A 26,783-nucleotide genomic window follows, 5' to 3' on the forward strand; every position below is an offset into this window, starting at 1 on the left:
TCCAAATTTGAAGGTAGTGGTAATCTGATTTATTTATTATTCTCCTCCTAAGGTGGAAAATAAATGCGTGTATTCTGCATTTTATCCATCCTAAGCTTAAGGTTTTGCGAATTAATCCTTAAACTGAAATTATCTGCTATCCAAATCCGCCTAATAGACAGAATATGAAAAGCTCGGCATTCCTTTTCCTTTCCCTACTGCTACTGATAGCAACGAATTGTAGTCAAGTAAAAAAGACTCCACCTAATATTGTCATTATCTATGCGGATGATATGGGCTATGGCGACCTAAATTGCCAGAACCCACAGTCAAAAATTCCCACTCCAAATCTCGACAAACTGGCTTCAGAAGGCATGCGATTTACCGATGCACATAGCTCGTCGGGCATTTGTTCTCCGAGTCGCTTTGCTTTACTCACAGGTAGCTATCATTGGCGGAGACAACATGGAATTGTGGGGGCATTTGGCAAACCCTTTTTCAAAGATACAGACATTAGCCTGGCACAGTTATTAAAAAGCAGGGGTTATTCCACAGCTTGTATAGGTAAATGGCATCTGGGATGGAATTGGGAATTTAAAAATCCTCCCTCGGGCAAAGTCAAGCAGTGGGGGAAAATGCGGGAATTTTACCTTCCTGAAGACATTGACTGGACAAAAGCCATTAGCGGGGGACCTCTGGATCGCGGTTTTGATTATTACTTTGGTGACGGCACCATAAATTTTCCTCCCTACGCATGGGTCGAAAATGATCGACTTATCGAAGCGCCCACAGAAGAAATGGACATTCAGGACATAGGTTTCGAAACCAAAGAAGGGAACTGGGAATTTCGACCTGGTCCAAAGGTAAAAGATTGGAATCCCTATGATGTTTTACCCAGCCTGATCAAAAAAACAGTTGAATGGATAAATGAGCAGGATAGTGAAAAGCCCTTCTTCCTTTATTTTGCCCTCCCCTCCCCCCACGCCCCTATCATTCCAAATGACGAATTTGATGGAAGCTCTCAGGCGGGTGCCTATGGTGATTTTATGGTTCAAACGGATTGGGTTGCTGGTGAACTATTGAAGGCACTCAAGGAGAAAGGATTGGAAGAAAACACGATCGTCATATTCAGTGCTGATAATGGACCTGAGGCTTATGCCTGGGCACGCGCTGAGAAATACGGACATTTCAGCATGGGGGATTTTCGAGGCTTAAAGCGTGATGTTTGGGAAGGAGGGCATCATGTTCCTTTTATTGTTAAGTGGCCGGGGAAAGTAGAAGCGAATGCTATTTCGAATGAGTTAATTTCACAAATTGATATAATGGCAACGGTCGCGAGTATAGTGGGCATAGAATTACCAGAAGGTGCAGCTCCTGATAGTTATGATTTCAGGAACGTGCTTTTGGGTAAAGATTATAGCTCGCCGATTCGAGAAGCTACGATTCACAATACCTATAAATCTATTTGGGGGATTAGAAAAGGAGATTGGCTATATATCAATGATTCGACCGCAGGACACAGAAAATTGCCTGCATCCTTCAAGGAACTCAGAGGCTATAAGGATTTTAGTACACAGGGGCTCCTGTTCAATATGCGTGATGATCCCGAACAGCGGATCAACCTCTATGAAGAATTTCCCGAGAAAATCTCTTCATTGGACAGCTTGCTTCAGGAATATCGCAAGGCAAGTGCTGAGGACTAGGTCTGCAAGGCTTAAGCCTACATTTATGCTTCCTCGCCCCGGAGGATTGACTTGATATTTGAGGCGAATTTGAGGATATTTATCCTGAACGAAAACGCAATGCCTTCCACCTATAATTTCAAGAATTTTCTTATTAACGGTAGCTTTTCGTTTTCGGGTTAGCGGGAGAAATCGGCCCTGAGAGCCTGGGAGAAGAGGATAATAAGAGCTAAACGAAATAAATCGTATACACTGATGTTAGAGGCAAGGGTAGTGTTTCACCAAGTGTGTCATCGATTAATTGGCTAAACATTTTTTCCGGGAAAAGGCCTTCAAAAAGACCAGGTCTTTTCCTGGGGAAAATGAGCGTGAGGGTCATAAGTCAAGTTTGAGCCTATCGCCAAAGATAATGGATAATTTAGACAAGGTCTGGTTCCAGTTGTGGACAGGCCTTGTCCATTTTTTGGTAACATCATTTTGTACCAGGTAGAGTAATTTCATCAAGCCCTCATCAGAGGTAAAGGCCCCTTTGGTTTTGGTAACCTTCCTTAGCTGACGATTAAATCCTTCGACGATATTTGTGGTATAAATAATCCTACGGATCTCATAGGTATACTGGAAATATTTGCTCAAATGTTCCCAGTTCCTTCGCCAGGAATCGATGATGGCTGGATACTTCTTTCCCCAGTTGGCTTCCAGCATATCGAGGTTGCGCTCAGCCAGATCTAGATTGGAAGCCTGATAGACCGTTTTTAACTCCTTGATAAAGGCTCGGGTATCATTCCAGGCCAAGTACTTCTTCGAGTTACGGATCTGGTGGACGATACACAGTTGAACCTCGGTCTTAGGGAAGATACTTTCGATGGCCTGGGTAAAGCCCGAGAGATTGTCTATGCAAGCAATGAAGATGTCCTCAACGCCTCTGTTTTGTAGGTCTGTGAGCACCTGGAGCCAGAATTTTGAGCTTTCTCCGCCTACTTCTCCCAGATAAAGACCCATAACTTCTTTGTAGCCCTCCTGAGTCAAGCCCAGCACACAATATACCGCCTTGGTTACCACTCGCCCCTCAACACGCACTTTGTAATGGATCGCATCCATCCAAACGATTGGATAAACCGCTTCCAAAGCCCGACCTTTCCATTCCTGCAAAAGCGGCAATACTTTGTCTGTAATCCGGCTAATCGCTGCGGTCGATACTTCCAGGCCATACATCTCTTCGAGATAATCACGGATATTGCCATAGCTTGAACCTCGTGCATAAAGGGCCAGAATCTGACGGTCTATATCTTCTCCCAGGGTTCTTTTGCGCTTGGGAAGTAGTTTGGGAGAGAAGCTCCCATCTCGATCTCTGGGCGGAGAGATTTCAACTTCCCCTAAGGAAGTCTTTACTCGCTTTTTTCCCCGGCCATTTTTTCGATTGCCTTTAGGACCTTCATCTAGATGAGTTTCCAACTCTCCCACTAGACTCTCTTCTAAAAAGTCTTTCAGTAAGGAAGTCAAGGCTCCCTCTTTGCCTAGAAGGCTACCTCCGGATTGTAATTTCTCCCGGGCTTCCTCTTTAAATTTTTCGTAATCAAATTTCTCTTTTGCCATTGTATGTCAAGTTAAGTAGTTTCTAACTTTGACACACTTTGGGAAACAGTCTCGAGGCAAGCAAGAAAAAAGAAATATAAAAATGATTAAATACATTAAATATTTAACCTTTCTAACTTTCGTTTTGGGAGGAATTAATTATTCTTCAAATAAGAGTTTAGTAAAAAATGAAAAACCAAGAATCAAATCAATAAAAAGTTCAAGTCATTCTGCTGATTTAGAAAATAATAACTCCAATAATGGTAAAGCATATACTTTAAAAGAATATGACATCAAAGGGAATCTGATAAAGAGTGAGCAATATGACATGAACGGAAATCTTAAATGGAGGTATTTAAACGAATATGATGATTATGGAAATCAAATCAATTCAAGTTCATACTCATCTTCTTCTCGAATAAATACGGTCACAAAATCAGAATATGTTTATGATAGCAATGGAAATATTTTAAAGAAATTTCACCAATCTGGTAATGAATATCGTCCAAATAAAAGTGTGTCTGAATCTGAGTATTTTTATAAAAATGGAAATTTAATAAGAGAGGTTCGTAAGGAAGTATCTCTTGGAAAAGAAGAAACGATTAGCAAAAAGTATAAATACAATGAATTTAATTCCATTGATAGTATTTATATTTTCAGAGATGAACATCTTTCAGAAACAACAGCTTTCAACTACAATGATAATGGTTTATTATTAGAAACTTTAAAAGTTACATATCCTAAAGGTGGCAATCCTAAATATATAAAAGTGACTAAAAAGTTTGATGGAGCAAATAACACTATATTAGAAATTGCTGAAGACCCTACTGGATATTACTACAAAAAGGAATTCGAGTTTAATTCTCTTGGTTTAGAAACTAAATTTAAAGAATACAAAAAAAACGGAGAAATAATAACTGATGATTCATTTGAATATACATTAGATGAATATCAGAATTGGATTAAATCGAAAAGATATTCTTTTGGAAAAAGTGATTGGATTAGTAAAAGAGAAATTGAATATCATAAATAAAGCCAGCCTCTAACAATCGATAAAAATCCATTGCCTCCATTCGTCGGCATCGGTTTTTATCGGGAACGTTGTGGTGCAATAAAACAATGTGCTAACCTAAAAAAATGAACATTGAAATTAAATCAATTGGCTGGGATCAATTAGAGGAGTACGCTAAAATTCCCATATCATTTGAAGTTAAATCGATCCTAGAGGTATCCTTCCAAAGTAATGGCATTAATGGAATTGGTATTGTGGAAACAGAAATTGAATCTCCCTTTCTTAAAGACTATGACGACTCTGAAACCCCTGATGATTGGGCTAAGCAATGGGATATTAAAAATTGGGGGCTTTTTGTTGCAATAAATAACAAATCAGAAGTAATAGCTGGAATAACAATTGCCCATAAAACCCAAGGTCTTAATATGCTGGAAGGAAGAAATGATTTAGCTGTTATTTGGGACCTTAGAGTAAAGCCGAAGTATCGAAATAATGGTGTCGGGACATTATTGTTTCAGCAAGCTATTGATTTCTCACAAAGGGAAAAGTGTAAAACAATTAAAATAGAAACACAAAATAACAATGTAAATGCTTGTCGTTTTTATGCTAAACAAAATTGTTATCTCGGTGGAATTCATGCAAATGCATACGAAGAATTTCCATCTGAAATTCAATTTCTTTTCTATAAAAACATTTAGATACCAGGATTAACATTAAGAATGATTAAAGGAATAAAGATTAAAACTGCACAAAACAGTACCTATCCCCTATTCTCCGCGGTAGTGTTTCACCAAGTGTGTCATCGATTAATTGGCTAAACATTTTTTCCGGGAAAAGGCCTTCAAAAAGACCAGGTCTTTTCCTGGGGAAAATGAGCGTGAGGGTCATAAGTCAAGTTTGAGCCTATCGCCAAAGATAATGGATAATTTAGACAAGGTCTGGTTCCAGTTGTGGACAGGCCTTGTCCATTTTTTGGTAACATCATTTTGTACCAGGTAGAGTAATTTCATCAAGCCCTCATCAGAGGTAAAGGCCCCTTTGGTTTTGGTAACCTTCCTTAGCTGACGATTAAATCCTTCGACGATATTTGTGGTATAAATAATCCTACGGATCTCATAGGTATACTGGAAATATTTGCTCAAATGTTCCCAGTTCCTTCGCCAGGAATCGATGATGGCTGGATACTTCTTTCCCCAGTTGGCTTCCAGCATATCGAGGTTGCGCTCAGCCAGATCTAGATTGGAAGCCTGATAGACCGTTTTTAACTCCTTGATAAAGGCTCGGGTATCATTCCAGGCCAAGTACTTCTTCGAGTTACGGATCTGGTGGACGATACACAGTTGAACCTCGGTCTTAGGGAAGATACTTTCGATGGCCTGGGTAAAGCCCGAGAGATTGTCTATGCAAGCAATGAAGATGTCCTCAACGCCTCTGTTTTGTAGGTCTGTGAGCACCTGGAGCCAGAATTTTGAGCTTTCTCCGCCTACTTCTCCCAGATAAAGACCCATAACTTCTTTGTAGCCCTCCTGAGTCAAGCCCAGCACACAATATACCGCCTTGGTTACCACTCGCCCCTCAACACGCACTTTGTAATGGATCGCATCCATCCAAACGATTGGATAAACCGCTTCCAAAGCCCGACCTTTCCATTCCTGCAAAAGCGGCAATACTTTGTCTGTAATCCGGCTAATCGCTGCGGTCGATACTTCCAGGCCATACATCTCTTCGAGATAATCACGGATATTGCCATAGCTTGAACCTCGTGCATAAAGGGCCAGAATCTGACGGTCTATATCTTCTCCCAGGGTTCTTTTGCGCTTGGGAAGTAGTTTGGGAGAGAAGCTCCCATCTCGATCTCTGGGCGGAGAGATTTCAACTTCCCCTAAGGAAGTCTTTACTCGCTTTTTTCCCCGGCCATTTTTTCGATTGCCTTTAGGACCTTCATCTAGATGAGTTTCCAACTCTCCCACTAGACTCTCTTCTAAAAAGTCTTTCAGTAAGGAAGTCAAGGCTCCCTCTTTGCCTAGAAGGCTACCTCCGGATTGTAATTTCTCCCGGGCTTCCTCTTTAAATTTTTCGTAATCAAATTTCTCTTTTGCCATTGTATGTCAAGTTAAGTAGTTTCTAACTTTGACACACTTTGGGAAACAGTCTCTTCTCCGCCAAGGCTACGAACTAGGCATAGCCAGCCTTTAGGCATAATGCAATTATTTGTCATTGCCTTCGAAACCCCACAGAAGTTCTAGTGTTTCAATTTAATTTGTAGTCTTGGCAAATCTGTTTATACCATAAAAAAGCCCGACACCATGTATCGGACTTTTCGTTTATGAATCTGGACAGACTCTCTTTTTCTAAGAGTAAATTATACTACGATCCATATCCAGCAAATTGTTGCTCTACAGCTTTTGGGTTCGAAGCATAAAATTCACCTATCTGTTTTGACATTATGTCTGGGAACATGTCTTCTACACCATCAATTAAACCTTGAGCTAAATTACTCGCTACGTTTTCCGGAGAGTCCTTTTCAACATCCACACCGGCAGCCATATCAGTATCGATCGGACCGGGGTAGACCCCCATTACCAGAACATTATCCTTAGCCAGTTCACCACGCATTCCTTGCGTAATACTGTGCACCGCTGCTTTACTAACAGAATAAGTCGAAGCCAATGGCATATTTGCCAATCCCGCTACAGATGAAAAATTTACTATAGCTGTTGGGCTTTCTTTCTTCAGCGGTCTAATTAAAGCATTGGACAAATGCACCAATCCCCAAACATTAACTTTTAGGACATCAGCTAAATTGCTGCTTACGTCATCAGATAATATTTGGCCCCAAGAAGAAATTCCTGCATTATTCACCAAAATGTCCAAATCTTCGACTTGTGAAGCGGCTTTAGTTATAGAATTGATGTCGGTAACATCCAATTGCAGGGGTACCAACCTATCTCCATACTCTTGTTTTAGTTTGTCTAACTTGGATACATCTCGAGCACCAGCATAAACCTTTTGCACCCCTCTTTCTAACAGTTCAATGGTAATTGCTTTTCCAATTCCTCTATTAGATCCACTTATGAAAGCGATTTTCCCTGCAGGGTTTACTTTTACTTCTGTCATATTTATTTGATTTTTTTATTAAAGAATCATAGAAAGTCGGGCTCTGGATTTGTTTAAGGAGTTCAGGCACCCAGAACTACTTTAGCCTTTTCCATGGCTTCGGTTTTCCGAGGATGGGGCTTAGCTGTTTCAACATAGTGCTTGAACTCCTCGCTAAGTTCTTTCCACGCCTTGAACATGCCTATTCGAAGCATAGGCCACAACACATAGGCCCAAGACTTAATCTTTGCCCCATAAATCCATTTAATTGTCGAACCACCATCACTGTCCTGGACTACTGAGAAGTCGAGAGAATTGTACTTTATGGGAAAAGCTCCTGATACATTGAGTATGTCAACTCGAACGATGCAAGTTTTGGCTGTCTCGTCATATGCGATAAACCGTTCTGAAGCTTTCATACCTGAACCATCTGGTTTCATTTCTATGATTCGGCCTGTCGACTTCGCTCCATCAAACAATTTTCCCTCTCCATTAGAATAGGATTTTGAAGCTGCTGCCATCCATTGATCTGCATAATCAAACTGATGGGCAAACAATTTCCATACTTCATCAGCCGTGGCCTTGGTCTTCATTCTTATGTTTAATTCCATTGTATATTCATTTGTAATGATCGGTACAAATGTAACAATTTATTTGTAATACACGGTACAAATAATATTTTTTTTATCTTTGGACTATGCCAAAATTTGAATTGTTCGACAGAAATGAGGTCATGGAAAAAGCCACCAACTTGTTTTGGGTTAAGGGATATGAGGCCACTTCTATGAATGACTTGACCCAGGAAATTGGTATTGGTAAGGGAAGTCTCTATAACAGTTTTGGTAGCAAAAGGAAACTTTTTGATGCTTGTTTGTCGATGTATCGCGAGGGCGGTATTCAGGTGATATCACAGGTATTAAATAGTGAAAGCGACCCCATTTTGGGAATTAGAAAATTTTTAGATTTTCAAACCGAGAATCTCCTACTCGATCCATATTCTAAAGGATGTTTGCTTGCCAATACAAGTGCAGAAATGGCGCATGACAAAGAAATATCGGATTTTCTATTGGAGAATAATCAAATTCTGAAGTCGAAAATAGTTGATTATTTGTCGGGTACTCATCTCTCTGACCAGGCTGAAGCAATAGGAGATGCTATTCTAATTTACACGACTGGAGTAACGATTATAACCAAATTCATGAAAGATCCAGCACGTCTTAAGGCGTCTAACGAGTTATTTCTTAAGTCTATTCAAAATTGAAATGGACTCAAAATTGGAGTGAAAACTATGCATAACAAAATGTAAAAGGAATAGCTTCCTAGTGTCAGTCACTACTCTTATACACAACATTAGCTGCAATAAAATTTTAAAAAATGGCAAAATTCTGAGAAGACAGTTCAGATAATTGGAGAATATTTCCCCACGATAGTTGGAACAAAAATCTACATGCGAGCAGCTTATTTTTTAATTTATCCTTCCTTTTAAACAATGACCAACGCATTATGGATAATCAATCAAGCCCAAAGCAAGAAAAAAAATCAAAAATCAGTCGTCGTAAATTACTGATAGGATTAGGGATTGGGACTGTCGGCCTGGCCGCTATCGGTGGAAATATGGCCATAAATCGTCTAGGCTTGAAAATGCCTGAGTTTATCCGAGGGAAAGAAAAAGTGCCTGATTTAACGGGAAAATCTGTCCTCATTACAGGCAGCTCTTCAGGTTTTGGACGTGCAGGTGCAGAACATTATGCTCGATTAGGAGCAAAAGTTTTTGCAAGCATGCGCAATCTGCCACGCCCGGAAGCAGACGAACTACTTAATTTGGCGAGGAGAGAAAAGCTGGATATCACAGTTATTGAAATTGACGTAACCAATGACGAACAGGTTAAAGCAGGAGTTGCTAAGGCGCTGGAGCAAACGAAAAATATCGATGTCCTGATCAACAATGCAGCTATTGCTGTTGGAGGTCCCATTGAGGCACAAGATATGGAAGCCACTCAATTGATGTTCGATACCAACGTTTTCGGTCCTCAACGGCTCTGTCGTGAAGTACTACCCATCATGAGGGCTAATGGTGGCGGTCATGTGTTTAATGTAAGCTCTATGCTGGGTCGGCTAGTCGTACCTGGCTATGGACAATATTCTCCGACTAAATTTGCCCTGGAAGCACTCAGTGAGCAAATGTCATACGAAATGCAAGGCACGGGAGTTGGGATGACGATTATCCAACCGGGTGGCTACCCAACCAAAATCTGGCAAAATCAAGCCAGCTTGACTGCTGCTTTAAAGGAGCGGATGTCCGAAGAGATGGAGCAGGTATATCCGAAGTTAACTGCCCCTATGGGCGAAGTCGCTGGAGGTGCAAACCTTAAAACAGACCCCATGGATGTACCACGAGCAATAGCTGATGTGTTGGCAAGGCCTCCTAAAGATCGTCCTTTGCGCCGTGCGGTTCACCCGGTAGCAAGTCCCCAAATGGCAATAAATAAGGTGTCTGCCCAACAACAGGATCTCATTTTCTCTGCCTCAGGTTCAGATGACTGATTGGGTACAGCCAAAGGATACGCTTAGTGAAATTCAAAAAAAAGAAAAGTTACAACAGCTAATATGTCAATAGTGGCTATGCGCCACTACTGCGTTTTGCAAGTCCGTTGGATGCCAGTATGATGAAACAGTACTGCAAAATTGCCATTCAATTCAATAATTGGTGTTATTTTCAGACCAGTTTTAGGAGTTGAATGTAAAACCCTGAATGAAACCCAATCCATGCCATGGAAGAAATAAGAAAATTAAGTACCATTCTTTTTGCTGACATAGCCGGCTATACCGCGATGATGCAAAAAGATGAACGACATGCATTGGGAATATTGAACCAATTCAAAGAAATTTTAGAAACATACGTTCCGCAACACAAAGGCATCATTGTACAATACTTTGGCGATGGATGTCTGTTGAGTTTTGAGAGTGCTACCGATGGTGTAACATGCGCTTCAGCCTTACAATCCAGCCTTGTCCATCAGCAAATACCCGTTCGGATCGGTATGCACCTCGGTGAGGTTATTTTTAAAAATAATAACGTCTTTGGAGATGGGGTCAATATTGCCTCCCGCATTGAAACCATGGGAGTTGCGGGTTCGATCATTATATCTAAAGCCATTCGAGATCAAATCAAGAACAATAGTGCTTTTCAGTTAAGCTCATTGGGCGCTTTTCAGTTCAAGAATGTCGATACTCCCATGCAGATCTTTGCCCTGGCTAATGAGGGCCTTACGGTCCCGAAGAGACAGGAGATGAAGGGGAAATTAAAAGAAGAAGAGGGCAGTCTATTCCAGCAACTCTGGAAGAAAAGAATTCCACAGATCCTGGCAGTTTATATTTTACTTGCCTGGCTGGGCGTGCAATTGTTTGACTGGGCTTTACATCAATTTGGCATTTCGCCCCATTGGGCACAGATATTCTTCATTAGCATCTTGGGCCTTATTCCTTCCTTATTGGTCTATCTGAATAATCAGGAACGGGTTAGTAAAGGGCAATTAAAATTGGGAGAAAAGATCCTTTTTCCATCAAATCTAATCCTTGTAGGAGCCGTGCTATTTTTTATATTTCGCACGACGGATTTGGGTGCCACCTCCAAAGATATCACCTTCACAGATCTAGACGGAGGCGTAGTAACGAAAACCATTATCAAGGAAGAATTTAAAAAGCGGTTTCCGATATTTTCTTTTGAGCCTATGAAGAAAGATAGTGTGAATGAATGGATTGGCAATGCGCTGGGGGTTTATATCAATTTCAAATTACGTCAAAACGAATACCTCTCTCCTTACTTCATTCAGCAGCCCTTAGATAAAATCCATGCCCATTTAACCAAAGTAGAAAAGGTCCAACGAGCCAAAACGGCCACTGAATCTTTTTACATAGATGGTCAATACCAGGTCATCGATGACCAATACGAGGTCATCTCTGCCCTGCGAAATAGGAAATCGGGAAATCTGATCAAAGAACGGCGATTCATTAGCAATGACCTTCTGACGCTGATGGATTCTGTGGGGAGATTTATGATCCAATCTGTAGGACTTAGCCCCTCGCAAATAGAAGCAAATCCTGACCTGAGTGTTCGGGAAATGGCTACTGATAAGGTAGAAGCATTAAAGCATTTCATTATTTCTCTAACTGGCTTAGGCGATCTCTACATAAACCTGGAAAAGGCTATTGAATTGGATTCTACCTTCGCTTTAGCCTTACAAGGCTATGCTGCTAAAAATTATTACTATCAAAGGGGAAGCCTGGAAACCAAACGGGCAATAAACCAGGCCATGCGGCACCGAAAACGATTGCCTTATGCGTATCAAATCGCTCTTAGGGTACAAAAACATTTAATCTACCGAGAGTGGGAAAAGGCAGAAGAATTGCTGAAAATCCAATTGGAAATCGAGCCTAACAATGACCTCTATAACAATTCCCTTTTAAATGTTTATTTTAAAACGGGTCAATACGATAAACAGGTAGAACATTCCGAAGATCGATTTGCCAGAGACCCTACTCCCACAAATGGACTCCAGTCGATTCGAGCCTTAATGGTAAATGGCCAAGCCGATAAAGTAATTGGCAGAGTGAAAAATTATTTATTATTAGATCCGCAAAATGTTTCTGCTTTAGAACTATTAACTCAGGCTTATATACTTAGCGGAGACCTGGATAAAGCAAAAAAAACCTGTGAAAAAATCATCTTAATCAATCCTGAATTAGAGCCTTATATTTCAAAGAATTTGGAAGCGCTAGACTATATGGAAACCCACCCCATCAATCAGGAAGACCTGTCAAAGTTTGTAGGTGTTTTTCGTAGTATTTACTCGGAACAGATTATTGAAAATCGTTTGCTTAATGGCCTCCTGTATTCAAAAGCTTTTCATCAAAATGGAATTTACTTGTATCCTGCCGGGGAAAATCAATTGAAAAGCGGAAAAATTTATGGAGGGCGTGAAATGGGCCTATTGATTAATTCGGAGGGAAAAGTTTATGGTTTTAAAAACACTGAAACTGAAAAAATAAAAAGTACCTCTTATTATTATTATTGGAAACAAGACTCCACCATTTGGCAAGCTGAAGACTTACTAAGAAAGGGAGATTACGAAAAGGCCCAAATCGCTTACCAAAAAGCAATTGACCAACACCCAGAACATTATTATCTTCAGCAAGCTAAACAACATTTGGACTATGTTCAATCTCAATCGAAAGCGGAGCTGCTGGAAAACTTCCAAAGGTTGGTGGGCCAATATGGCGAAATCGATGTCTGGATAGAAAACGGCCTGCTTTACTACAAAAAACTGGGTATAAGCAGAAGGATTTTCCGTCCTCTCTCCAGGAATCGCTTCACTACCTTACTCAATTATGCCCATAATTATGAAATTATAGAGAAGGGCGGGCAGGTAGTCGCTATTCAGGGGTCCCACTATAATCTGGAAAAAAGGGAATGGGAAAAATCCCCAAACTGGTATTTTGAACGGACGGAGAAATTGGATTAAGCTATCTTTTTGACCTGACAATCAGCATTGAACCGTTTCTTACATGGCAAGATTACTTGCTGATTAATTAGAAAACTTATCGAAAGATATGGGAAAGGGTCGGGTACGAATTATTCAGTTAAATGCATGAATCCTGCACCCAACAAAAAGCTAAACTCCATACTCTGCTGAGGCTGCCTACGAGAGTTTAGCTAGTCGTAGCCATTTAAAAGAAAAATCATAAAAATTCAATGTCAGTTCATAGAAGCCCTGCTAAGGTATAGAAGAAAATGAACAAGCATCTACCCATATCATCATCCAATAAATCCATTGCGGTTCTCCCTTTTGTTAATATGAGTGCCGACCCTGAGAACGAATACTTCAGCGATGGCATTACCGAAGAAATAATCAACGCCCTAACCACCGTGAAGGGTTTGAAAGTCATAGCTCGCACCTCCTCCTTTGCATTTAAGAATAAAAATATAGATGTGAGAACCATTGGTAATCAGTTAGGGGTACATACTATTTTGGAGGGGAGTGTCAGGAAAGTCAAAAACAGGGTTCGCATTACAGCGCAGTTAATCAGTACTGATGACGGCAGCCACTTCTGGTCAAAAAATTTCGATCGGGAGTTGGAAGACATATTTGCCCTACAAGATGAAATAAGTTTACACATTGCTGACCAGATTCGAGAAAATTTTGGTCACCTCAATATCCCGGAATATTTAATTGAAGCGCCTACACAAAATATGGAGGCCTATGACCTTTATCTTAAAGCTCGCTACCAGCATTTATTATGGGATGGCCAGGGCATCGCAAATGCAATAGAACTCTATGAACAATGTGTAAAGCTAGACCCCTCATTTGCTTTGCCTTACTTTGGTTTGGCGTATTCTTATGCCATGTACGGATCATGGGGAAATAATAAAGCTTTGTTAGAATTGTCAGAAGAGAACCTCAGTAAAGGTTTTAAGCTGGACAAACAATCCTATATAGGGTATTTTAGTAAAGCGACATTGTCCTTTTGGGGTCAATGGGATTTCACCAATGCCCATATATTTTTCCAAAAAGCAATAGAACTTAATCACTCCTATACGGAAGCAGAAGAAGGTTTATGTGAATTGTATACAGCAGTAGGTTATTTCGAAAGAGCCCATGGGCATGTTGATAATATATTGAAAACAAACCCTTTGTCTCCGAATCATTATTTTACCAAAGCAAATATTCACTATTTAAATGAGGAGTACTCGAAAGCGCTGGAATGTATAGAGACCTCCTTAAGCATCAATCCAGATTTTACCCATTCTATCGCATTAAAACAATTATGCTTAATTCTCTCGAAAGACTACGAAAAACTAAATAACTTCTTAAGTCAGACCCCTTTGGCTGAGAGACCAGAAGAATGCAGAGTTTTGTACAAGTTGGTCAATCCAGAAGATAAGATCGATATTGATATCAGCAGACTCGGCTTAATGATAAAAGAAGATTTTGGGACAGCGCTTTTTCCCTGGCAACTTTTTTTGTTGGTCCATTTGGACAAACACGAACTGGCCTTGGACTTTTTGGAAGAAAACATCAGGATACGTACGGGTCAAATCATAAACTTTATGAATATTCCGCTACTTAAACCTTTACACGGGTATCAGAGGTTTCAGGAGTTACAACAAGCCACTTTCCCTATAGAACTATTACCACCAGAGCCCGAAAAACAAATACGAATTGCCCCTCCCAAAGCCTTAATGTCAGTTGCAGAAATCGACATGGTTTTAGAAACTTTGGGAAAAGAAATGAAGGAAGAAAAGTGGTTTCAAAACCCCTCTTTATCTTTACGCGAGCTAGCCGAAAACCTGAATATTAGCAGCAATAAGCTTTCCTGGTTGCTGAATGAACGAATGGGCCAAAATTTCAATGAATACATCAATAGTTTTCGTTTGGAGAACTTCAAAGAGATTGCCCTAAATCCTGCCAACAACCACCTTACCCTCTTAGCCCTGGCTTATGAAAGCGGCTTTAATTCTAAATCGGTATTCAATGCCTTCTTTAAAAAAGCCGAAGGGATGACACCAAAAGCCTGGCTGAGGTCCCATCAAACCTAGGCCTGTTTAAAAGGTGTCAAATCTCACTTAAAGGTCCGAAATTTCATTTCAGGACGATTCCCCTTCTTTTCCACTCCATCTTTGTCTTATCAATTCGATAAAGCAGGCTAAATACTCATCGGATGATGATTCCTTTCCTCTTCACGAAATAAACGAACAATAAGGGGAGGTGCTTTGCAGCAATCGAAATTCTTAACAATTACGAACAAACAATTATGAAAAAGACATTATTAATCTTGATTTTGTGCGGACTAGCTTTAGTCGCCAAATCTCAAGACACAAGTGTAGAAAAATCAACATTTGGAGTACAAACGGGAGTTTTAGGAATCTGGGCATATAATGAAGCAAAATTAACCAATACCATAGCACTAAGAACAGAGCTTGGTTTTGATTTTGGTATTTGGGAAACTACTTTTTATGATGAATATGATTCTCCACTTCTGCTCACACCGGTAATAGTTCTTGAGCCAAGATTCTATTATAACCTCAAAAAACGCTCCGAAAACTCAAAAAGAATTGACGGAAATAGTGGCAATTTTATTGCCTTAAAAACGAGCTATCATCCAGATTGGTTTGTCCTATTCAATTCTGACAATGCTCCTGTAGTAAGTGATTTCGCTATCATACCCACTTGGGGAATTAGAAGAAACATAGGGAAGCATTTTAATTTTGAAGCAGGTATTGGCGCAGGATATAGTTATACATTTGCCAAACGCGCTGGTTATTCAAAAGACAAAAGTGAAATAGAATTAAATATGCACTTCCGAATAGGGTATAGATTTTAGCATAATCAAAAACGATTTTTCATAGAAGCTCAGATACGAACTAGCAATTTCCTGGAAGATTAATCGAGACCTTCACAGATAAATCATGTAATACTATCCCAGCTGCGTCTTGGTTCACGCTACATATCGAAGATCATTTGTGTACCATCATATTTGAGATATCTCGGCACACGAGCCATTTCTCTAGCCACGCCTCGATATGACAGGACTGTTTGGGAAAATTTTAGACAACTTCAAACATTTAACATATTAAAAATGAAAAACTTATTAGTTTTTGTATTTACGTTTTGCACGCTTCTCTCTTATGGCCAAAATAAGACCAATCAAATGGAAAGAAAAGGATTTGTCATTGGTTTTGGAATAGGCGGTGGTGTCATCAGTATATCAGATAGCGATCAAGGAGAAGCTTTCGACAAAGCTCAAGGCGGCGGCAGTTTTCCTAATTTGAAATTGGGTTGGATGGTCAATGATCGTCTGGCTATTCTAGGAATGTATGCTGGAATGATCTACGAAAACCAAGGCAAAGATCGAAGTTTTGATGCATTAATGCCTTCTATTCAATATTGGGTGAAAGACCGATGGTGGGTAAATGCTGGTGCAGGTCTGGCTATGGATTTTCCAGCACTTTATGAAAATAACATTGAAGAGGAAGACTGGAATTTTGGTGGGGCAGTTGCATTCAGTACAGGCTATGAATTAGTGCAAAAGAAAAGCTTTGCGCTTGACCTTCAAACCCAACTGCAGATGGGATGGTCTAATTTAGATAATGGTAAAGATCGAGACGTTGTAGTGCTCTCTATTGGACTAGGATTTAATTGGTTTTAAAAATTGATCCCTTAAAGTTTTAGCTTGGGGTGAATTTGTAAGCTATGGTCTGACAATTCAGGATTCACAATTCCTGGCTTGTCAGACTATACGTACAAAACAACAATAACATGTCCAGCAAAAGGGAAGGCCTTTTAAGCAGATACAAACTATCAATAGCTTGCTAGAATAATCGAGGCCATCACAGATAAATCATTTAATGATTTTAAAATTCATTCAAAAGTTATAGATAATCTAAAGAAAACAAGAATAACGAAATGTCTGTTGATAATAGAGAGGAAACACTCTTCCATAGAATCGTTGATATCGGCCTGAACAAGGAATTTTCAGTAACCGAGAGAAGGTACCTAAGGGTCACCAATATAGCCGCAATGCTAGGGGTTCTTTTCAACTTCCTATGGATGTCAATTGCCATATCCATTTCGGAAACAACAAGTGCGGTATGGAATGTAATACTGGGCTTGATGTTTCTGCTGGTATTAGTTTTGAACCAGAAAGCCAGGCGGGTTACTGCTTCAGTCTGGCTTGCGATCTCAGCATATTTTTCAGTGCTCGTATTTCTTTATTTTTCAGGATATCACTCAGGGATTGCTAGCGTTTGTTTTCTGATAATCATCTTGCCCTACATGACTTTCCCGAGAAAGGCAAGATCGCTTGCCCATGGTTTCAGTTTATTGGCTTGCTTGACTTTGATTGCTACAGTTGTCTTTCAATCAGAATTCTATGCTCAACATAATGACATGGATCCTTATTTATCACAGATTGTCAATATAGGCATGACGGCATTAATTAGTCTTGCTTTGATGTGGAGCTTATCTGTGCTGATTGATAGCTCAGAAGATTCATTGATGGCAGAACAGAAAAAATCTGATGATCTTCTGCACAATATTCTACCTGCAAACATTATAAAGGACCTGAAAGAGAATGGTAAGACCATTCCAAAAAGACACAAGAGTGTGACGATTCTATTCACTGACTTTGAAGGATTTACCCACTTAGTGGCATCTATCCCTGCAACCACCCTGGTCAATGAACTCAATGACATCTTCGGACGATTCGATGACATTATGGAGGAGACTCGCGTTGAAAAGATTGAAACAATTGGTGATGCATATATGGCTGCATGCGGCCTTGAAGGTGAAATCACAAGCCACGCTCCTAATTGTATCAAAGCGGCAAAAAAGATGCTGTCCTATCTTGAGGAGAGGAATAAGAAGCACGAAATAAAATGGAGGATGAGGGTTGGGATACATTCAGGAGCTATTGTAGCTGGAGTTGTCGGCAAAAAGAAGTTCGCTTACGACCTTTTTGGCGATACAATAAATACAGCCAGCAGGATAGAATCTGCAGGCGAAGCGGGTAAAATTAATATCTCCTCATCTACCTATGAACTAGTTAAGAACGACTTTTCATGTCTTTCTCGTGGAAGGATATTTGCGAAGGGAAAAGGGGAATTGGAAATGTATTTTGTAAATTAACCTATAGCTAAGAAAGTATATAGTGCATAGCTCCTTAGGGGATAACAACGCACCATATACTAGCCGTTGTACCAAAAATAAAATATGGGAAAAATAGAAATAGAATCCCAAATAGGCTTCAAGGAATACATGAAATTAATGTATGCCCAAACATATCGAAAACCAATTATGATTGGGATTACAGTTGTTGGCGTATTTTTGCTTTTCTTATCGGTATGGAATGCAATAGTTTTTGATAAATGGGAAGAGATTCCTAATCGAATGTTGATATTTGGATTTGCCTTAAGTGTCTTACTTCCTCTATCAATTTATTGGATTGCTAAGAGGAATTTTAACTCTGATCCAAGGATTGGAGAAAAAATGATTTACTCATTCGAATTAGAACAATTCCACATTCTTGGAGAATCATTTAATAGCTCAATGACATGGGATAAAGTTTATAAAATCCAGGAATTGAAAAATTGGATATTAATTTATCACAATAAAATGATTGCAAGTTTAATCCCCAGGCCCTCTTTTTCAGATGAGGAATACTTAAAGTTTAGGGAAATAATCTCAAAGCACCCAAATCTTGAGTCAAATTTGAAAAAGGTTAAGTAAGGTACAACATAAGCTTCAGCACAGTAAGCCTCTGAAGCGGCTGTCCGGATTCTCGCTAGCCGTTGGCGGTAATTAAATCTAATACCTATGAAAATTGGAATAGTAGGCGGCTCAATTGCAGGTTGTTCTGCAGCCACCCTTTTAATGAAAGAAGGCCATGAGGTAACGGTATTTGAACGGTCTAATAAGACCTTAGTCGGCCGCGGAGGAGGAATTGGGACTACACCTACCCTAATGCAGCAAATCCTAGAAGATGGCCTTATCAAAGATGGTTTTGCCCACTTCCAAATAAACAAAATGCCGTTAGTCGGCAAGAGCAATGAGGCAGAACCTTATGGGAAAATTGCCTGGGCCGTACCCATGAACTTTCATGTATTCCAATGGAATGAACTCTGGAAAAACCTTCGAGCCAATGTTCCTGACAAAGGGTATCGGGCTGGTACCAAAATAGTACATGCCCGATCAATTGAAGACGGGAAGGTAGAACTGACTACCCAATCAGACGAGAAGCTGCAGTTCGACCTTGTTTTATTTGCTGATGGCTATAACTCAATGGGTCGAAGGCTTCTTTTTCCAGAGAAGAAATTGAAATACAGAGGTTATGTACTTTGGCGAGGTCTCCTCTCTGAATCTGAAATGCTAGACACTTCTATCCTAAAAGATGAAATACTGCGATTGTCCTATGATGGTGAGCCCGGCCATAATGTCGTCTATTTCATCCCGAACGAGAATGGATCTGTTGAAAAAGGTGAACGTGTTTTCAATTGGGCTGCTTATATGCCCATTCCAGAACCCGAATTGGATAAACTTATGACTGATAAACAGGGACAAATTCGATTCGGAACCCTCCCTCCGGGAAACCTTACCGAAGAAAACGAAGCACAGCTGAAAGACCGCCTGACTAAAAACATTCCTGACTACTATGCAGAAATAGTACACAAAACCGAAGACAGTTATATCCAAGTCATCTATACACTTGACTTGGACAGTTATCGTAAAGGAAGAATGTGTCTTATTGGAGATGCCGGGATATTTGTCCAGCCTTTTACAGGTTCGGGAGTATTCAAGGGCTACAACAACGTTAAAGATCTGGTCAATTGCCTGAAGGAAGAAAGTAAGCTTGATAATGCGCTAGAAAAATGGAGTAAGCTGCAACTCAAGACTGCTAAACGACTTTTAGCTTTGGGAGAACAGATGGAAAAGACATATATCTGGGAGCAATTGGACTTTTCAAAGGTGGATGAGGAAACCACCAAGAAATGGTGGGAAGCATCCGTTACTTTTCCTGAAACCTTTAATTATCAAAAAGGATAAAATAAAAAACACCTCCAAGAAGGTATACCATCAATTAAAACTGAGGATTATACCAAAGCCTTAGCATTTATTTAAGAGGGGCCCGAATAAGCTAAAAAAGGCATTAAAAAGAAGTAAATACATTTAAAATCTAGGTAAAGATGAAAAGTCAATTTGTAATATTTTTTGCGATAGTAATGCTTAGTGCTTGTAACAGCCCAAGGAATTCGGGCATTACCCAACAACCAACTTTAGCTGATTATCAAGTTGGCGAAAAATGGGTTTGGAAATATAAAGGTGTAACAACGGAAGGTGAAATACGCTCGGAAGGAGAAGATACAAGAGAAATAATCAGCCTTGATGGCGTTTTAAGCATGACGATAGGAAATGATACCATTTCCCTTACAGACATCGTTAAGCCTGAAGAAAGCAAAACACCTAAGTACGACTGGCCTCTGGAAGTGGGTAAAAAGTGGAAATATGAAAACAATTGGACAAGTCAAGATGGAACTACGGGAAACCAAAATCAAGATGCTGAGATATTATCATACCAAGAAGAAACGGTAGAAGCTGGAACATTCATGGCTTACACGATTAAATACACAGGTAAAACCACGAATTCCAGGGGATATAATGCAAATGAAGAAGAGCTTTGGTTGTATGCACCTACCCTGAAAAATTTTATTAAACTTATTCAAACTCAAGATGATTTTTCGTACGTAGAGGAATTAATCGAGTATTCAAAACCTGAATAAATCTCTTTAAAGAAATTGACTGTACTTATCTGGTTATGCCAAAACTTTAGTCTGAAAATATTAGAAACGATAGAACTAAAACACACGCTAAGAATGTATATGCAATAATTGCTTCCTATCTTAAGTAACTCCACATATACCAGGCCTTATCGGTAATTAAAATAAATTAAGCAATGAAAAGCCCTATCGTTAGCGTCTTAGTACTCGTATCTATCATTTTTTCAAGTGCTTGCAATCCAGAGAAATCAAACACTAAAGAGGATGATCCTATAATAGAGAAGGGTAATTATTTTGGTCAAAAACCACCTGGGTTAATACCCGAAATTTTTGCTCCTGGCATCGTTTCTATTGAGGGAAGGTTCGAAGGCACTACTTCCTTTTCTTCGGATTTGACTGAAATGTATTTTGCAGCTGATAACAAAGACGAAGAAACATCTATCTATTTCTCAAAACTCGAAGATGATACATGGACTCCCATAAAAAGAGTAAGTTTTACTAATGGAGGAAAAAAGGAAGAAATGCATCCATTTGTTAGCCCTGATGGTAAAAGGATATATTTCACAGCTATGGACTCCGCCTTTGCAGATGAAAAAATTTGGTATGTAAACCGTTTAGAGGATTCCTGGAGCGATGCGATTCTTCTTGATTCACCGATAAATGACGAGCTGGTGTTTTTTCCTAATCAGGCTGAAAACGGGGACCTTTATTATTTCAATTTGTCAAAGTTCAATACCTATTATGCTCCCAATAAAAATGGTGAGTTTCCCGAAACAAGGGAAGTTGACCTTGAATTTGGTCATCATGCATTCATTTCGCCATCTCAGGATTACTTGATAGTAACAGCACCCAGCGATCAAGAAGAGGGAAGAAAGGATAATGATATGTATGTTTATTTTAAAAAGGAAGACGGAACATGGGCACCCCCCCAAAATCTTGGAAATACCATAAACACTACTTTAAATGAAAAAGGTCCAAGAATTACTCAAGACGGCAAGTATTTATTTTTTGGCAGGGATGAAAGAGATATAGAGCCGGGGCTATCAAATATCTATTGGGTTAGCACAGAAGGTATAGATAGCCTAAGAGCAATACAATAGAATTACTTAAGCTCCAGGAATGAGCATGCTTGGGCACAATAAATAAAACCGAAACAACATAAGCCAAACGCCATCCTCAGCTGAGGCTATGAACAAGGCAAAGCTAAACCTTACCACAAGCATCCAGGAACAATGAAAATCTTCTACCTCATATCCCTAATTTCGAGCATAGCCTTATCCTCTTGTAGCGTACAAAGCACTGGACAAAAGATTGAATGGGGGAAAAAATCCATGTCTTCGTCTAATAATGATTTAGCGAAGTCTATCTTAAAGTTCTCTACATCTGTGCTCAAAGAAAATTTAATAGTTAGCGTTCATGATCGAGTTCCTACCTTTTATTGGGATATACAAATGATTTTCGAAGCTGACGACTTCAAGTCCGACCATTTCAACAGCTACACCTCTTATTCCGATAAACAAGTTTTTGATGAACCTATTGACGAAAATTACAAGGGCGTCATGCTATTTGTAGCCACTTATAAAGACCTGGCGAGTGCCCTACATGCATTTCAAGAACTCAAGACTCGTACTAAAATTCGAATAGAAGAACTTGAAGGACAAGCGGGATTATTAGTAGAGCAGGTACGGATTTTTGAAAGAATTAGAAGCTCAGGAGGCTTGTTAACACAAAAAGACCAATATGTTTTTTACCTACTAGAATCTTGTGAAGCACCTCCAATTGGCGCAAGTTGGGATGAGTATGAAAAGCTGTTTCTGAGCTATATTACTGAGAAAAATGAGGAAATCGAGATAATCAATGCCGATTGCAAAAAGGATGCATTCTTAGTTCAAAAAATAAAAGCAAAGAGCTAAGAATGTAAATAAAATCATAGCCGTCAGTCGGCAGGCTGCGCTTCAGATAATTTTTGACATTTACGATTTCATGCGAACTTTATAAAGGATAAATTAGACTTCCGACAAGTCCGATCAGCAGCTAAAGTAGTCGCCTGAAGCATAGCTGGGTCTTGTGCGCAACTATAACAATCAATAAGGCAAAAAGGCTGACTAAAGGAGAACCGCATTTTATTACTTCAGCATGGCTCTTTATAGCGATATTAGCATATAGATTGACCCTGAGATGAAACAAAGATTAATCATATTAAATCTGATTTCTATTCTGGTTGTTGCATTCGGCCTGACAACTTTTCTTCATGAATTTGCTCATGCCATTGCAGCAAAATTAGGTGATGTTAATCCAACCTTATTTCACACCTATGTTTCCTTTGATAATTCAACAACTCCCCTAAGCCATGAGCTTTTTATTCTCTCCAGTGGTCCTTTAGTTTCCTTTTTTCAAGCGATTCTATTTTTTAGCCTCTTGCGCAAAAAAAGCAAAATAGACCTTATTGGATGCTTCTACTTATGGATGGAAATAATAGGGATGCTTGTTTTTCTAGGATACATTATGATGGGGCCATTTATACCATATGGTGACACTGGAAAAATATATAGCCTTCTAGCTACTCCAACTTATGTTTCTTTTTCACTCGCAGCTTTAGCCTTGATCACCATAATCCTTTTCTTTCGGAAAAGAGCGCCATTATTCATCGATTTTCTGTCTGATTTGAGGAACATTTCAGGACTTGAAAAATCAACTTCTTTTTTCAAATTCTTTATTTTACCGCTTCTTGTCAGTACAATAATTAATACTTTAATTTCTTTACCAGCACCTACGATGGTGAGTATAGCCTTCCCTCTCTTCCTTCCTTTGACAATGATTCCAACAGCAATTAGAATTGGTACATCCGATTGGGGATTTGTAAAAAAATCAACTGGGGAGACTGCCTTTTCAAGAATTACTTACTGGCCAATCATTTCAATGATATTAATCATCATCATTTCAAGAATTTTAGAAAGAGGGATTAACCTATAAAAAGTATGAAGGAAAATATTTAGCAGATGCTAGAGAAGCAGCTAATATTGTTAAATCGACTTTAAAACAGTCGTTTCTTAGTGAGAGTTTCTGCTAAATAAAATAAGTTCAATTAAACCTTAAAAAAATTAAATGGTCAGAAAGATTTTATGGGGAGTATTAATTATTGCTGTGATAGGAGGTGTTTTTGCTTATCAGAAATACACAAGCATCCTCTCTCCAAATGTCCCTGACAAACTAGAGAATAATATTGTTCTCATTCCCTCTAAATCTTCATTTAATGAAGTCCTAGAAATTCTCCATAAGAATAAGCAAATCATAGATACCATTTCATTTCGAGAAGTATCAGAAATGATGAGCTACAAAAAAAGTATCATGAGGGCTGGCAGATACAAAATTACTCCCTCCTGGAGCAATCGTTCTTTAATCAGTCATCTTCGAGCAGGAAAGCAGGAAGCCGTAAATTTAGTATTAAATCATGGCTGGCTATTAGAAGATGTTGCGGCAAAAGCCTCTCAATTTATTGAAGCCGATTCAACTGATTTGATTCATCTATTTCGTAATGAAAAATACATCCAGGAATCAGGACACACTTCTGAAAGCTTGATGAGTCTCTTCATTCCGAATACATATGAATTTTATTGGAATACAGATGAAACAGCATTCTTCGAAAGAATGATTAAAGAACACAACAGATTCTGGAATACGAATGAAAGACGTTCAAAAGCCGAAAAACTGGGAATGACACCTACAGAGGTATACACCTTAGCCTCAATTGTTGAAAGAGAAATATCAAAAAATTCTGAAAAGAAACGAGTTGCAGGCTTATACCTAAATCGAATTAAGGTAGGGATGAAGTTAGATGCGGACCCTACAGCAAAATTTGCTACAAAAGACTTTAAAGCGACCAGGATTTTATACAAACATATCCGTTTCGATTCTCCCTATAATACCTATTTGCACCCGGGACTTCCTCCTGGCCCCATAAGTATGGCATCAATGAAGAGTATTGATGCTGTTTTGGATTCGGAAAAGCATAATTTTTATTATATGTGTGTAGATCCGGATAATCCCGGATATCATGTTTTCGCAGAAGACCTAAGTGAACATAATAGAAATGCCAGAAGATTCCATCGCTGGTTAGATAGCCTAGAGAAGGAAAAGAAAAAGAATTTAAAAACCATCAACACAAACTAGTCCCAATTCTCCACTGAGGCTACGCACTGAAGTTTTAACCAATTCATCAAATGTTAAAAGGGTACCTAACAATAACAATTTTACTAATTGTAGATGTCGTTTTGTATCTCACGAGTGGAATCTCGCTGATTGGACAAATAAGTGATAAAGTTCTTTTTTGGACCTGGCTAATCCTGACAGCAATAGTCATTATCAAATACTTCAAGCGCAGGCTGATCAAGGGCTATTTAGTATTTCTTGGAATTTTATTGATGCTGAGCCTATTCCCAATGGCCTTACCTTTTCTTTCGATTTTCTCCTTTGCCACAGAAAATGATTATGAAGTTCAGATTGAAAACTATCGCTTAAGAGAAGGAGTCAAAAGCGCGATAGCAATTCCAAAAATCTATTTGCTGCAAGAATGGGGATTTCTGGAAAAGGAAATAGGGGAAACGAACTTTACTATAGAAATTGACAATCAGTATTATAAGATAGATGAGATTGAAGAAATCTCCCTATCAGAAGAGAAGGATAGCCTGAGTTTTGAATTTAGGCTTAAAGAAAAAAGTGCATATAGAAAATTTAAAAAAGAATAGAATACAGCGGCATTGCATATATTGGCTACACTTACTGAATGATCGCACAGCACCTAAAGCAGGCCACGATTTTACAAGAAATAACATCCGGATTGTAGAATCCTTTAATAACGTCCTCTACCTAATGTTTTTCTCATAGGCTACCCTCAGAACATAGCTGCCTCAGGAAGTCTACAGAAAATTGGGCCAAATGAGATCGATAAATTTACAAAAGTCAAATACGAAATTATGCTAACAGACATCCATCCGAAATTACCCATGCGAGACAAAGAGATTACGAGAGAGTTTTATGCAAAACGTTTAGGATTTCAAGAGCTTGGAAGTGTGGATTATGAGGCTTATCTGATGATGAAATGCGACCAGATCCAACTTCATTTCTTTGAATTTAAAGAACTTGATCCAAAAGAAAATTATGGACAGGTCTATATCAGAACGGAGAAGATTGAGCAGTTTTACAAATCTTTGTTGGATAGAAAAACACCTATTCACCCTAACGGAAAACTGGAAACCAAAGCCTGGGGACAAAAGGAATTTTCAATCCTTGACCCAGACAGCAACCTTCTGACATTTGGAGAAAGTATTTAGAAATAAAAAGGCCTCACTCAAGTAAATGCTATATTTCTCCCTACCTGTCCTCTTACATATATAATATTTCGCTCTATGCTGTCAAGGATATTTCTACATAATAATGAAGCTATATCGAAAAATGAGTAGCCTAAGAGCAAATAGTCTATATAAATTAGAGATATGAATAAAGAAGATCAGCTGCCAGAAATCATTTACAGGAAGTTGGAGAGATCAGACATAGAGAAGTATCACGAAATAAGATTGAAGTGTTTACAAGAACATCCCAATAGTTTTGGAAGCACTTATGAAGAAGAGATCAAGAAAGAGAAGTTTAAATTTGATGAATTCATCGCTAGAGAAGATGCAGAAAGTTTTATGCTGGGCGCTTTTAAAAAAGAGGAGTGTATAGGAATATGTGGATTTATCAGAGAAGAAGGAAAACGAACCCAACACAGAGGACATTTGGTCCAGATATATGTAAAAAAGCAATACCAGGCGAAAGGAATAGGGAGTGAACTAATCTCGAGGACGATTATGGAAGCTTTTAATGAAGAAGGACTTGAGCAAATCTTATTAGGGGTAATCACTGAAAATGAACAGGCGAATAGGGTCTATGAGAGACTGGGATTCAAAGAATACGGCAGGATTAAAGAATTCCTCAAGTTGGAAGACAAATATTTAGACAAACGCATGATGATAAGATATAAAGAGAGATAAATCATCGAAGGTGCAAAGCAGGATTACAATTTTTTACAGGTATGAATCTCAAGTTCTGGATTCACCTGATAATAATACGCTCG

General features: G+C 39.1%; 24 protein-coding genes. 20 read left to right on the forward strand and 4 right to left on the reverse strand.

What is annotated here, in order from left to right; all coding sequences use genetic code 11:
- Nucleotides 1-164 precede the first annotated feature (164 nt).
- The gene (locus tag R8P61_37245) at nucleotides 165-1,682 is read left to right on the forward strand and encodes an arylsulfatase (GenBank protein MDW3652785.1); all 1,518 of its coding nucleotides are present in this window, start codon (nucleotides 165-167) and stop codon (nucleotides 1,680-1,682) included.
- A gap of 354 nt (nucleotides 1,683-2,036) precedes the next feature.
- Here R8P61_37245 and R8P61_37250 read toward each other — a convergent pair whose 3' ends face one another.
- Nucleotides 2,037-3,254 carry an IS256 family transposase gene (locus tag R8P61_37250; protein MDW3652786.1) on the reverse strand — a complete coding sequence of 406 codons (1,218 nt, stop codon included), beginning with the start codon at nucleotides 3,252-3,254 and terminating at the stop codon, nucleotides 2,037-2,039.
- 82 nt (nucleotides 3,255-3,336) lie between these two features.
- Here R8P61_37250 and R8P61_37255 point away from each other — a divergent pair, with 82 nt between their 5' ends.
- Both R8P61_37255 and R8P61_37260 read left to right on the forward strand, forming a co-directional pair.
- The gene (locus R8P61_37255; GenBank protein MDW3652787.1) at nucleotides 3,337-4,266 is read left to right on the forward strand and encodes a hypothetical protein; all 930 of its coding nucleotides are present in this window, start codon (nucleotides 3,337-3,339) and stop codon (nucleotides 4,264-4,266) included.
- Between the two features lie 104 nt (nucleotides 4,267-4,370).
- Nucleotides 4,371-4,943 (forward strand): GNAT family N-acetyltransferase, encoded by a 573-nt coding sequence (locus R8P61_37260; protein MDW3652788.1) that lies wholly within the window; start codon nucleotides 4,371-4,373, stop codon nucleotides 4,941-4,943.
- 186 nt (nucleotides 4,944-5,129) lie between these two features.
- Here the strand turns inward: R8P61_37260 and R8P61_37265 are convergent, their stop codons facing one another.
- The 3 genes from R8P61_37265 to R8P61_37275 all read right to left on the reverse strand — a co-directional run bounded on the left by R8P61_37265 (nucleotide 5,130) and on the right by R8P61_37275 (nucleotide 7,934).
- A complete protein-coding gene (locus tag R8P61_37265) occupies nucleotides 5,130-6,347 on the reverse strand; it encodes an IS256 family transposase (GenBank protein ID MDW3652789.1) in 1,218 nt (405 codons plus the stop codon).
- A gap of 265 nt (nucleotides 6,348-6,612) precedes the next feature.
- Nucleotides 6,613-7,362, reverse strand: a complete 750-nt coding sequence (locus R8P61_37270) for an SDR family NAD(P)-dependent oxidoreductase (GenBank protein MDW3652790.1) — start codon at nucleotides 7,360-7,362, stop codon at nucleotides 6,613-6,615.
- A gap of 62 nt (nucleotides 7,363-7,424) precedes the next feature.
- Nucleotides 7,425-7,934: a hypothetical protein gene (locus R8P61_37275; GenBank protein ID MDW3652791.1), complete on the reverse strand. Its 510-nt coding sequence runs from the start codon at nucleotides 7,932-7,934 to the stop codon at nucleotides 7,425-7,427.
- Nucleotides 7,935-8,074: 140 nt separating this feature from the next.
- On the opposite strand from R8P61_37275, the gene R8P61_37280 reads away from it, so the two are divergent.
- From R8P61_37280 to R8P61_37360, 17 genes are all read left to right on the forward strand, one after another.
- On the forward strand, nucleotides 8,075-8,602 hold the full coding sequence (locus R8P61_37280) for a TetR/AcrR family transcriptional regulator (protein MDW3652792.1): 528 nt from the start codon (nucleotides 8,075-8,077) through the stop codon (nucleotides 8,600-8,602).
- 242 nt (nucleotides 8,603-8,844) lie between these two features.
- Entirely contained in the window at nucleotides 8,845-9,885 is a 1,041-nt protein-coding gene (locus tag R8P61_37285) for an SDR family oxidoreductase (GenBank protein MDW3652793.1), read from the forward strand.
- Nucleotides 9,886-10,112: 227 nt separating this feature from the next.
- Nucleotides 10,113-12,863, forward strand: a complete 2,751-nt coding sequence (locus tag R8P61_37290; protein ID MDW3652794.1) for an adenylate/guanylate cyclase domain-containing protein — start codon at nucleotides 10,113-10,115, stop codon at nucleotides 12,861-12,863.
- Between the two features lie 269 nt (nucleotides 12,864-13,132).
- Nucleotides 13,133-14,938, forward strand: coding sequence for a helix-turn-helix domain-containing protein (locus R8P61_37295; GenBank protein ID MDW3652795.1), 1,806 nt, complete (start codon nucleotides 13,133-13,135; stop codon nucleotides 14,936-14,938).
- A 215-nt stretch (nucleotides 14,939-15,153) separates the two neighbouring features.
- A complete protein-coding gene (locus R8P61_37300; GenBank protein MDW3652796.1) occupies nucleotides 15,154-15,723 on the forward strand; it encodes a hypothetical protein in 570 nt (189 codons plus the stop codon).
- A gap of 255 nt (nucleotides 15,724-15,978) precedes the next feature.
- Nucleotides 15,979-16,548: a hypothetical protein gene (locus R8P61_37305; GenBank protein ID MDW3652797.1), complete on the forward strand. Its 570-nt coding sequence runs from the start codon at nucleotides 15,979-15,981 to the stop codon at nucleotides 16,546-16,548.
- A 257-nt stretch (nucleotides 16,549-16,805) separates the two neighbouring features.
- A complete protein-coding gene (locus tag R8P61_37310; GenBank protein ID MDW3652798.1) occupies nucleotides 16,806-18,026 on the forward strand; it encodes an adenylate/guanylate cyclase domain-containing protein in 1,221 nt (406 codons plus the stop codon).
- An 84-nt stretch (nucleotides 18,027-18,110) separates the two neighbouring features.
- Complete coding sequence (locus R8P61_37315) at nucleotides 18,111-18,626, forward strand: YcxB family protein (GenBank protein MDW3652799.1); 516 nt, start codon at nucleotides 18,111-18,113, stop codon at nucleotides 18,624-18,626.
- An 87-nt stretch (nucleotides 18,627-18,713) separates the two neighbouring features.
- Entirely contained in the window at nucleotides 18,714-19,940 is a 1,227-nt protein-coding gene (locus R8P61_37320; GenBank protein ID MDW3652800.1) for an FAD-dependent monooxygenase, read from the forward strand.
- Nucleotides 19,941-20,080: 140 nt separating this feature from the next.
- Nucleotides 20,081-20,674, forward strand: a complete 594-nt coding sequence (locus tag R8P61_37325) for a hypothetical protein (protein MDW3652801.1) — start codon at nucleotides 20,081-20,083, stop codon at nucleotides 20,672-20,674.
- Nucleotides 20,675-20,847: 173 nt separating this feature from the next.
- Nucleotides 20,848-21,771 (forward strand): hypothetical protein, encoded by a 924-nt coding sequence (locus tag R8P61_37330; GenBank protein ID MDW3652802.1) that lies wholly within the window; start codon nucleotides 20,848-20,850, stop codon nucleotides 21,769-21,771.
- Nucleotides 21,772-21,903: 132 nt separating this feature from the next.
- Entirely contained in the window at nucleotides 21,904-22,584 is a 681-nt protein-coding gene (locus R8P61_37335; GenBank protein ID MDW3652803.1) for a hypothetical protein, read from the forward strand.
- A 265-nt stretch (nucleotides 22,585-22,849) separates the two neighbouring features.
- On the forward strand, nucleotides 22,850-23,644 hold the full coding sequence (locus R8P61_37340; GenBank protein MDW3652804.1) for a hypothetical protein: 795 nt from the start codon (nucleotides 22,850-22,852) through the stop codon (nucleotides 23,642-23,644).
- 132 nt (nucleotides 23,645-23,776) lie between these two features.
- Nucleotides 23,777-24,841 carry an endolytic transglycosylase MltG gene (gene mltG / locus R8P61_37345; protein ID MDW3652805.1) on the forward strand — a complete coding sequence of 355 codons (1,065 nt, stop codon included), beginning with the start codon at nucleotides 23,777-23,779 and terminating at the stop codon, nucleotides 24,839-24,841.
- A gap of 101 nt (nucleotides 24,842-24,942) precedes the next feature.
- Nucleotides 24,943-25,416, forward strand: a complete 474-nt coding sequence (locus R8P61_37350) for a hypothetical protein (GenBank protein MDW3652806.1) — start codon at nucleotides 24,943-24,945, stop codon at nucleotides 25,414-25,416.
- Nucleotides 25,417-25,644: 228 nt separating this feature from the next.
- Nucleotides 25,645-26,001 (forward strand): VOC family protein, encoded by a 357-nt coding sequence (locus R8P61_37355; GenBank protein ID MDW3652807.1) that lies wholly within the window; start codon nucleotides 25,645-25,647, stop codon nucleotides 25,999-26,001.
- A 162-nt stretch (nucleotides 26,002-26,163) separates the two neighbouring features.
- Entirely contained in the window at nucleotides 26,164-26,700 is a 537-nt protein-coding gene (locus tag R8P61_37360) for a GNAT family protein (GenBank protein ID MDW3652808.1), read from the forward strand.
- Nucleotides 26,701-26,783: the final 83 nt, after the last annotated feature.

The sequence above is a fragment of the Bacteroidia bacterium genome, assembly GCA_033391075.1.
Classification (GTDB): Bacteria; Bacteroidota; Bacteroidia; order J057; family J057; genus JAWPMV01.

Bases quoted from the DNA above. Each gene is read 5' to 3' on its own strand.
- R8P61_37245 (MDW3652785.1), top strand. From the start codon at position 165: ATGAAAAGCTCGGCATTCCTTTTCCTTTCCCTACTGCTACTGATAGCA.
- R8P61_37250 (MDW3652786.1), bottom strand. From the start codon at position 3,254: ATGGCAAAAGAGAAATTTGATTACGAAAAATTTAAAGAGGAAGCCCGG.
- R8P61_37255 (MDW3652787.1), top strand. From the start codon at position 3,337: ATGATTAAATACATTAAATATTTAACCTTTCTAACTTTCGTTTTGGGA.
- R8P61_37260 (MDW3652788.1), top strand. From the start codon at position 4,371: ATGAACATTGAAATTAAATCAATTGGCTGGGATCAATTAGAGGAGTAC.
- R8P61_37265 (MDW3652789.1), bottom strand. From the start codon at position 6,347: ATGGCAAAAGAGAAATTTGATTACGAAAAATTTAAAGAGGAAGCCCGG.
- R8P61_37270 (MDW3652790.1), bottom strand. From the start codon at position 7,362: ATGACAGAAGTAAAAGTAAACCCTGCAGGGAAAATCGCTTTCATAAGT.
- R8P61_37275 (MDW3652791.1), bottom strand. From the start codon at position 7,934: ATGAAGACCAAGGCCACGGCTGATGAAGTATGGAAATTGTTTGCCCAT.
- R8P61_37280 (MDW3652792.1), top strand. From the start codon at position 8,075: ATGGAAAAAGCCACCAACTTGTTTTGGGTTAAGGGATATGAGGCCACT.
- R8P61_37285 (MDW3652793.1), top strand. From the start codon at position 8,845: ATGGATAATCAATCAAGCCCAAAGCAAGAAAAAAAATCAAAAATCAGT.
- R8P61_37290 (MDW3652794.1), top strand. From the start codon at position 10,113: ATGGAAGAAATAAGAAAATTAAGTACCATTCTTTTTGCTGACATAGCC.
- R8P61_37295 (MDW3652795.1), top strand. From the start codon at position 13,133: ATGAACAAGCATCTACCCATATCATCATCCAATAAATCCATTGCGGTT.
- R8P61_37300 (MDW3652796.1), top strand. From the start codon at position 15,154: ATGAAAAAGACATTATTAATCTTGATTTTGTGCGGACTAGCTTTAGTC.
- R8P61_37305 (MDW3652797.1), top strand. From the start codon at position 15,979: ATGAAAAACTTATTAGTTTTTGTATTTACGTTTTGCACGCTTCTCTCT.
- R8P61_37310 (MDW3652798.1), top strand. From the start codon at position 16,806: ATGTCTGTTGATAATAGAGAGGAAACACTCTTCCATAGAATCGTTGAT.
- R8P61_37315 (MDW3652799.1), top strand. From the start codon at position 18,111: ATGGGAAAAATAGAAATAGAATCCCAAATAGGCTTCAAGGAATACATG.
- R8P61_37320 (MDW3652800.1), top strand. From the start codon at position 18,714: ATGAAAATTGGAATAGTAGGCGGCTCAATTGCAGGTTGTTCTGCAGCC.
- R8P61_37325 (MDW3652801.1), top strand. From the start codon at position 20,081: ATGAAAAGTCAATTTGTAATATTTTTTGCGATAGTAATGCTTAGTGCT.
- R8P61_37330 (MDW3652802.1), top strand. From the start codon at position 20,848: ATGAAAAGCCCTATCGTTAGCGTCTTAGTACTCGTATCTATCATTTTT.
- R8P61_37335 (MDW3652803.1), top strand. From the start codon at position 21,904: ATGAAAATCTTCTACCTCATATCCCTAATTTCGAGCATAGCCTTATCC.
- R8P61_37340 (MDW3652804.1), top strand. From the start codon at position 22,850: ATGAAACAAAGATTAATCATATTAAATCTGATTTCTATTCTGGTTGTT.
- mltG (MDW3652805.1), top strand. From the start codon at position 23,777: ATGGTCAGAAAGATTTTATGGGGAGTATTAATTATTGCTGTGATAGGA.
- R8P61_37355 (MDW3652807.1), top strand. From the start codon at position 25,645: ATGCTAACAGACATCCATCCGAAATTACCCATGCGAGACAAAGAGATT.
- R8P61_37360 (MDW3652808.1), top strand. From the start codon at position 26,164: ATGAATAAAGAAGATCAGCTGCCAGAAATCATTTACAGGAAGTTGGAG.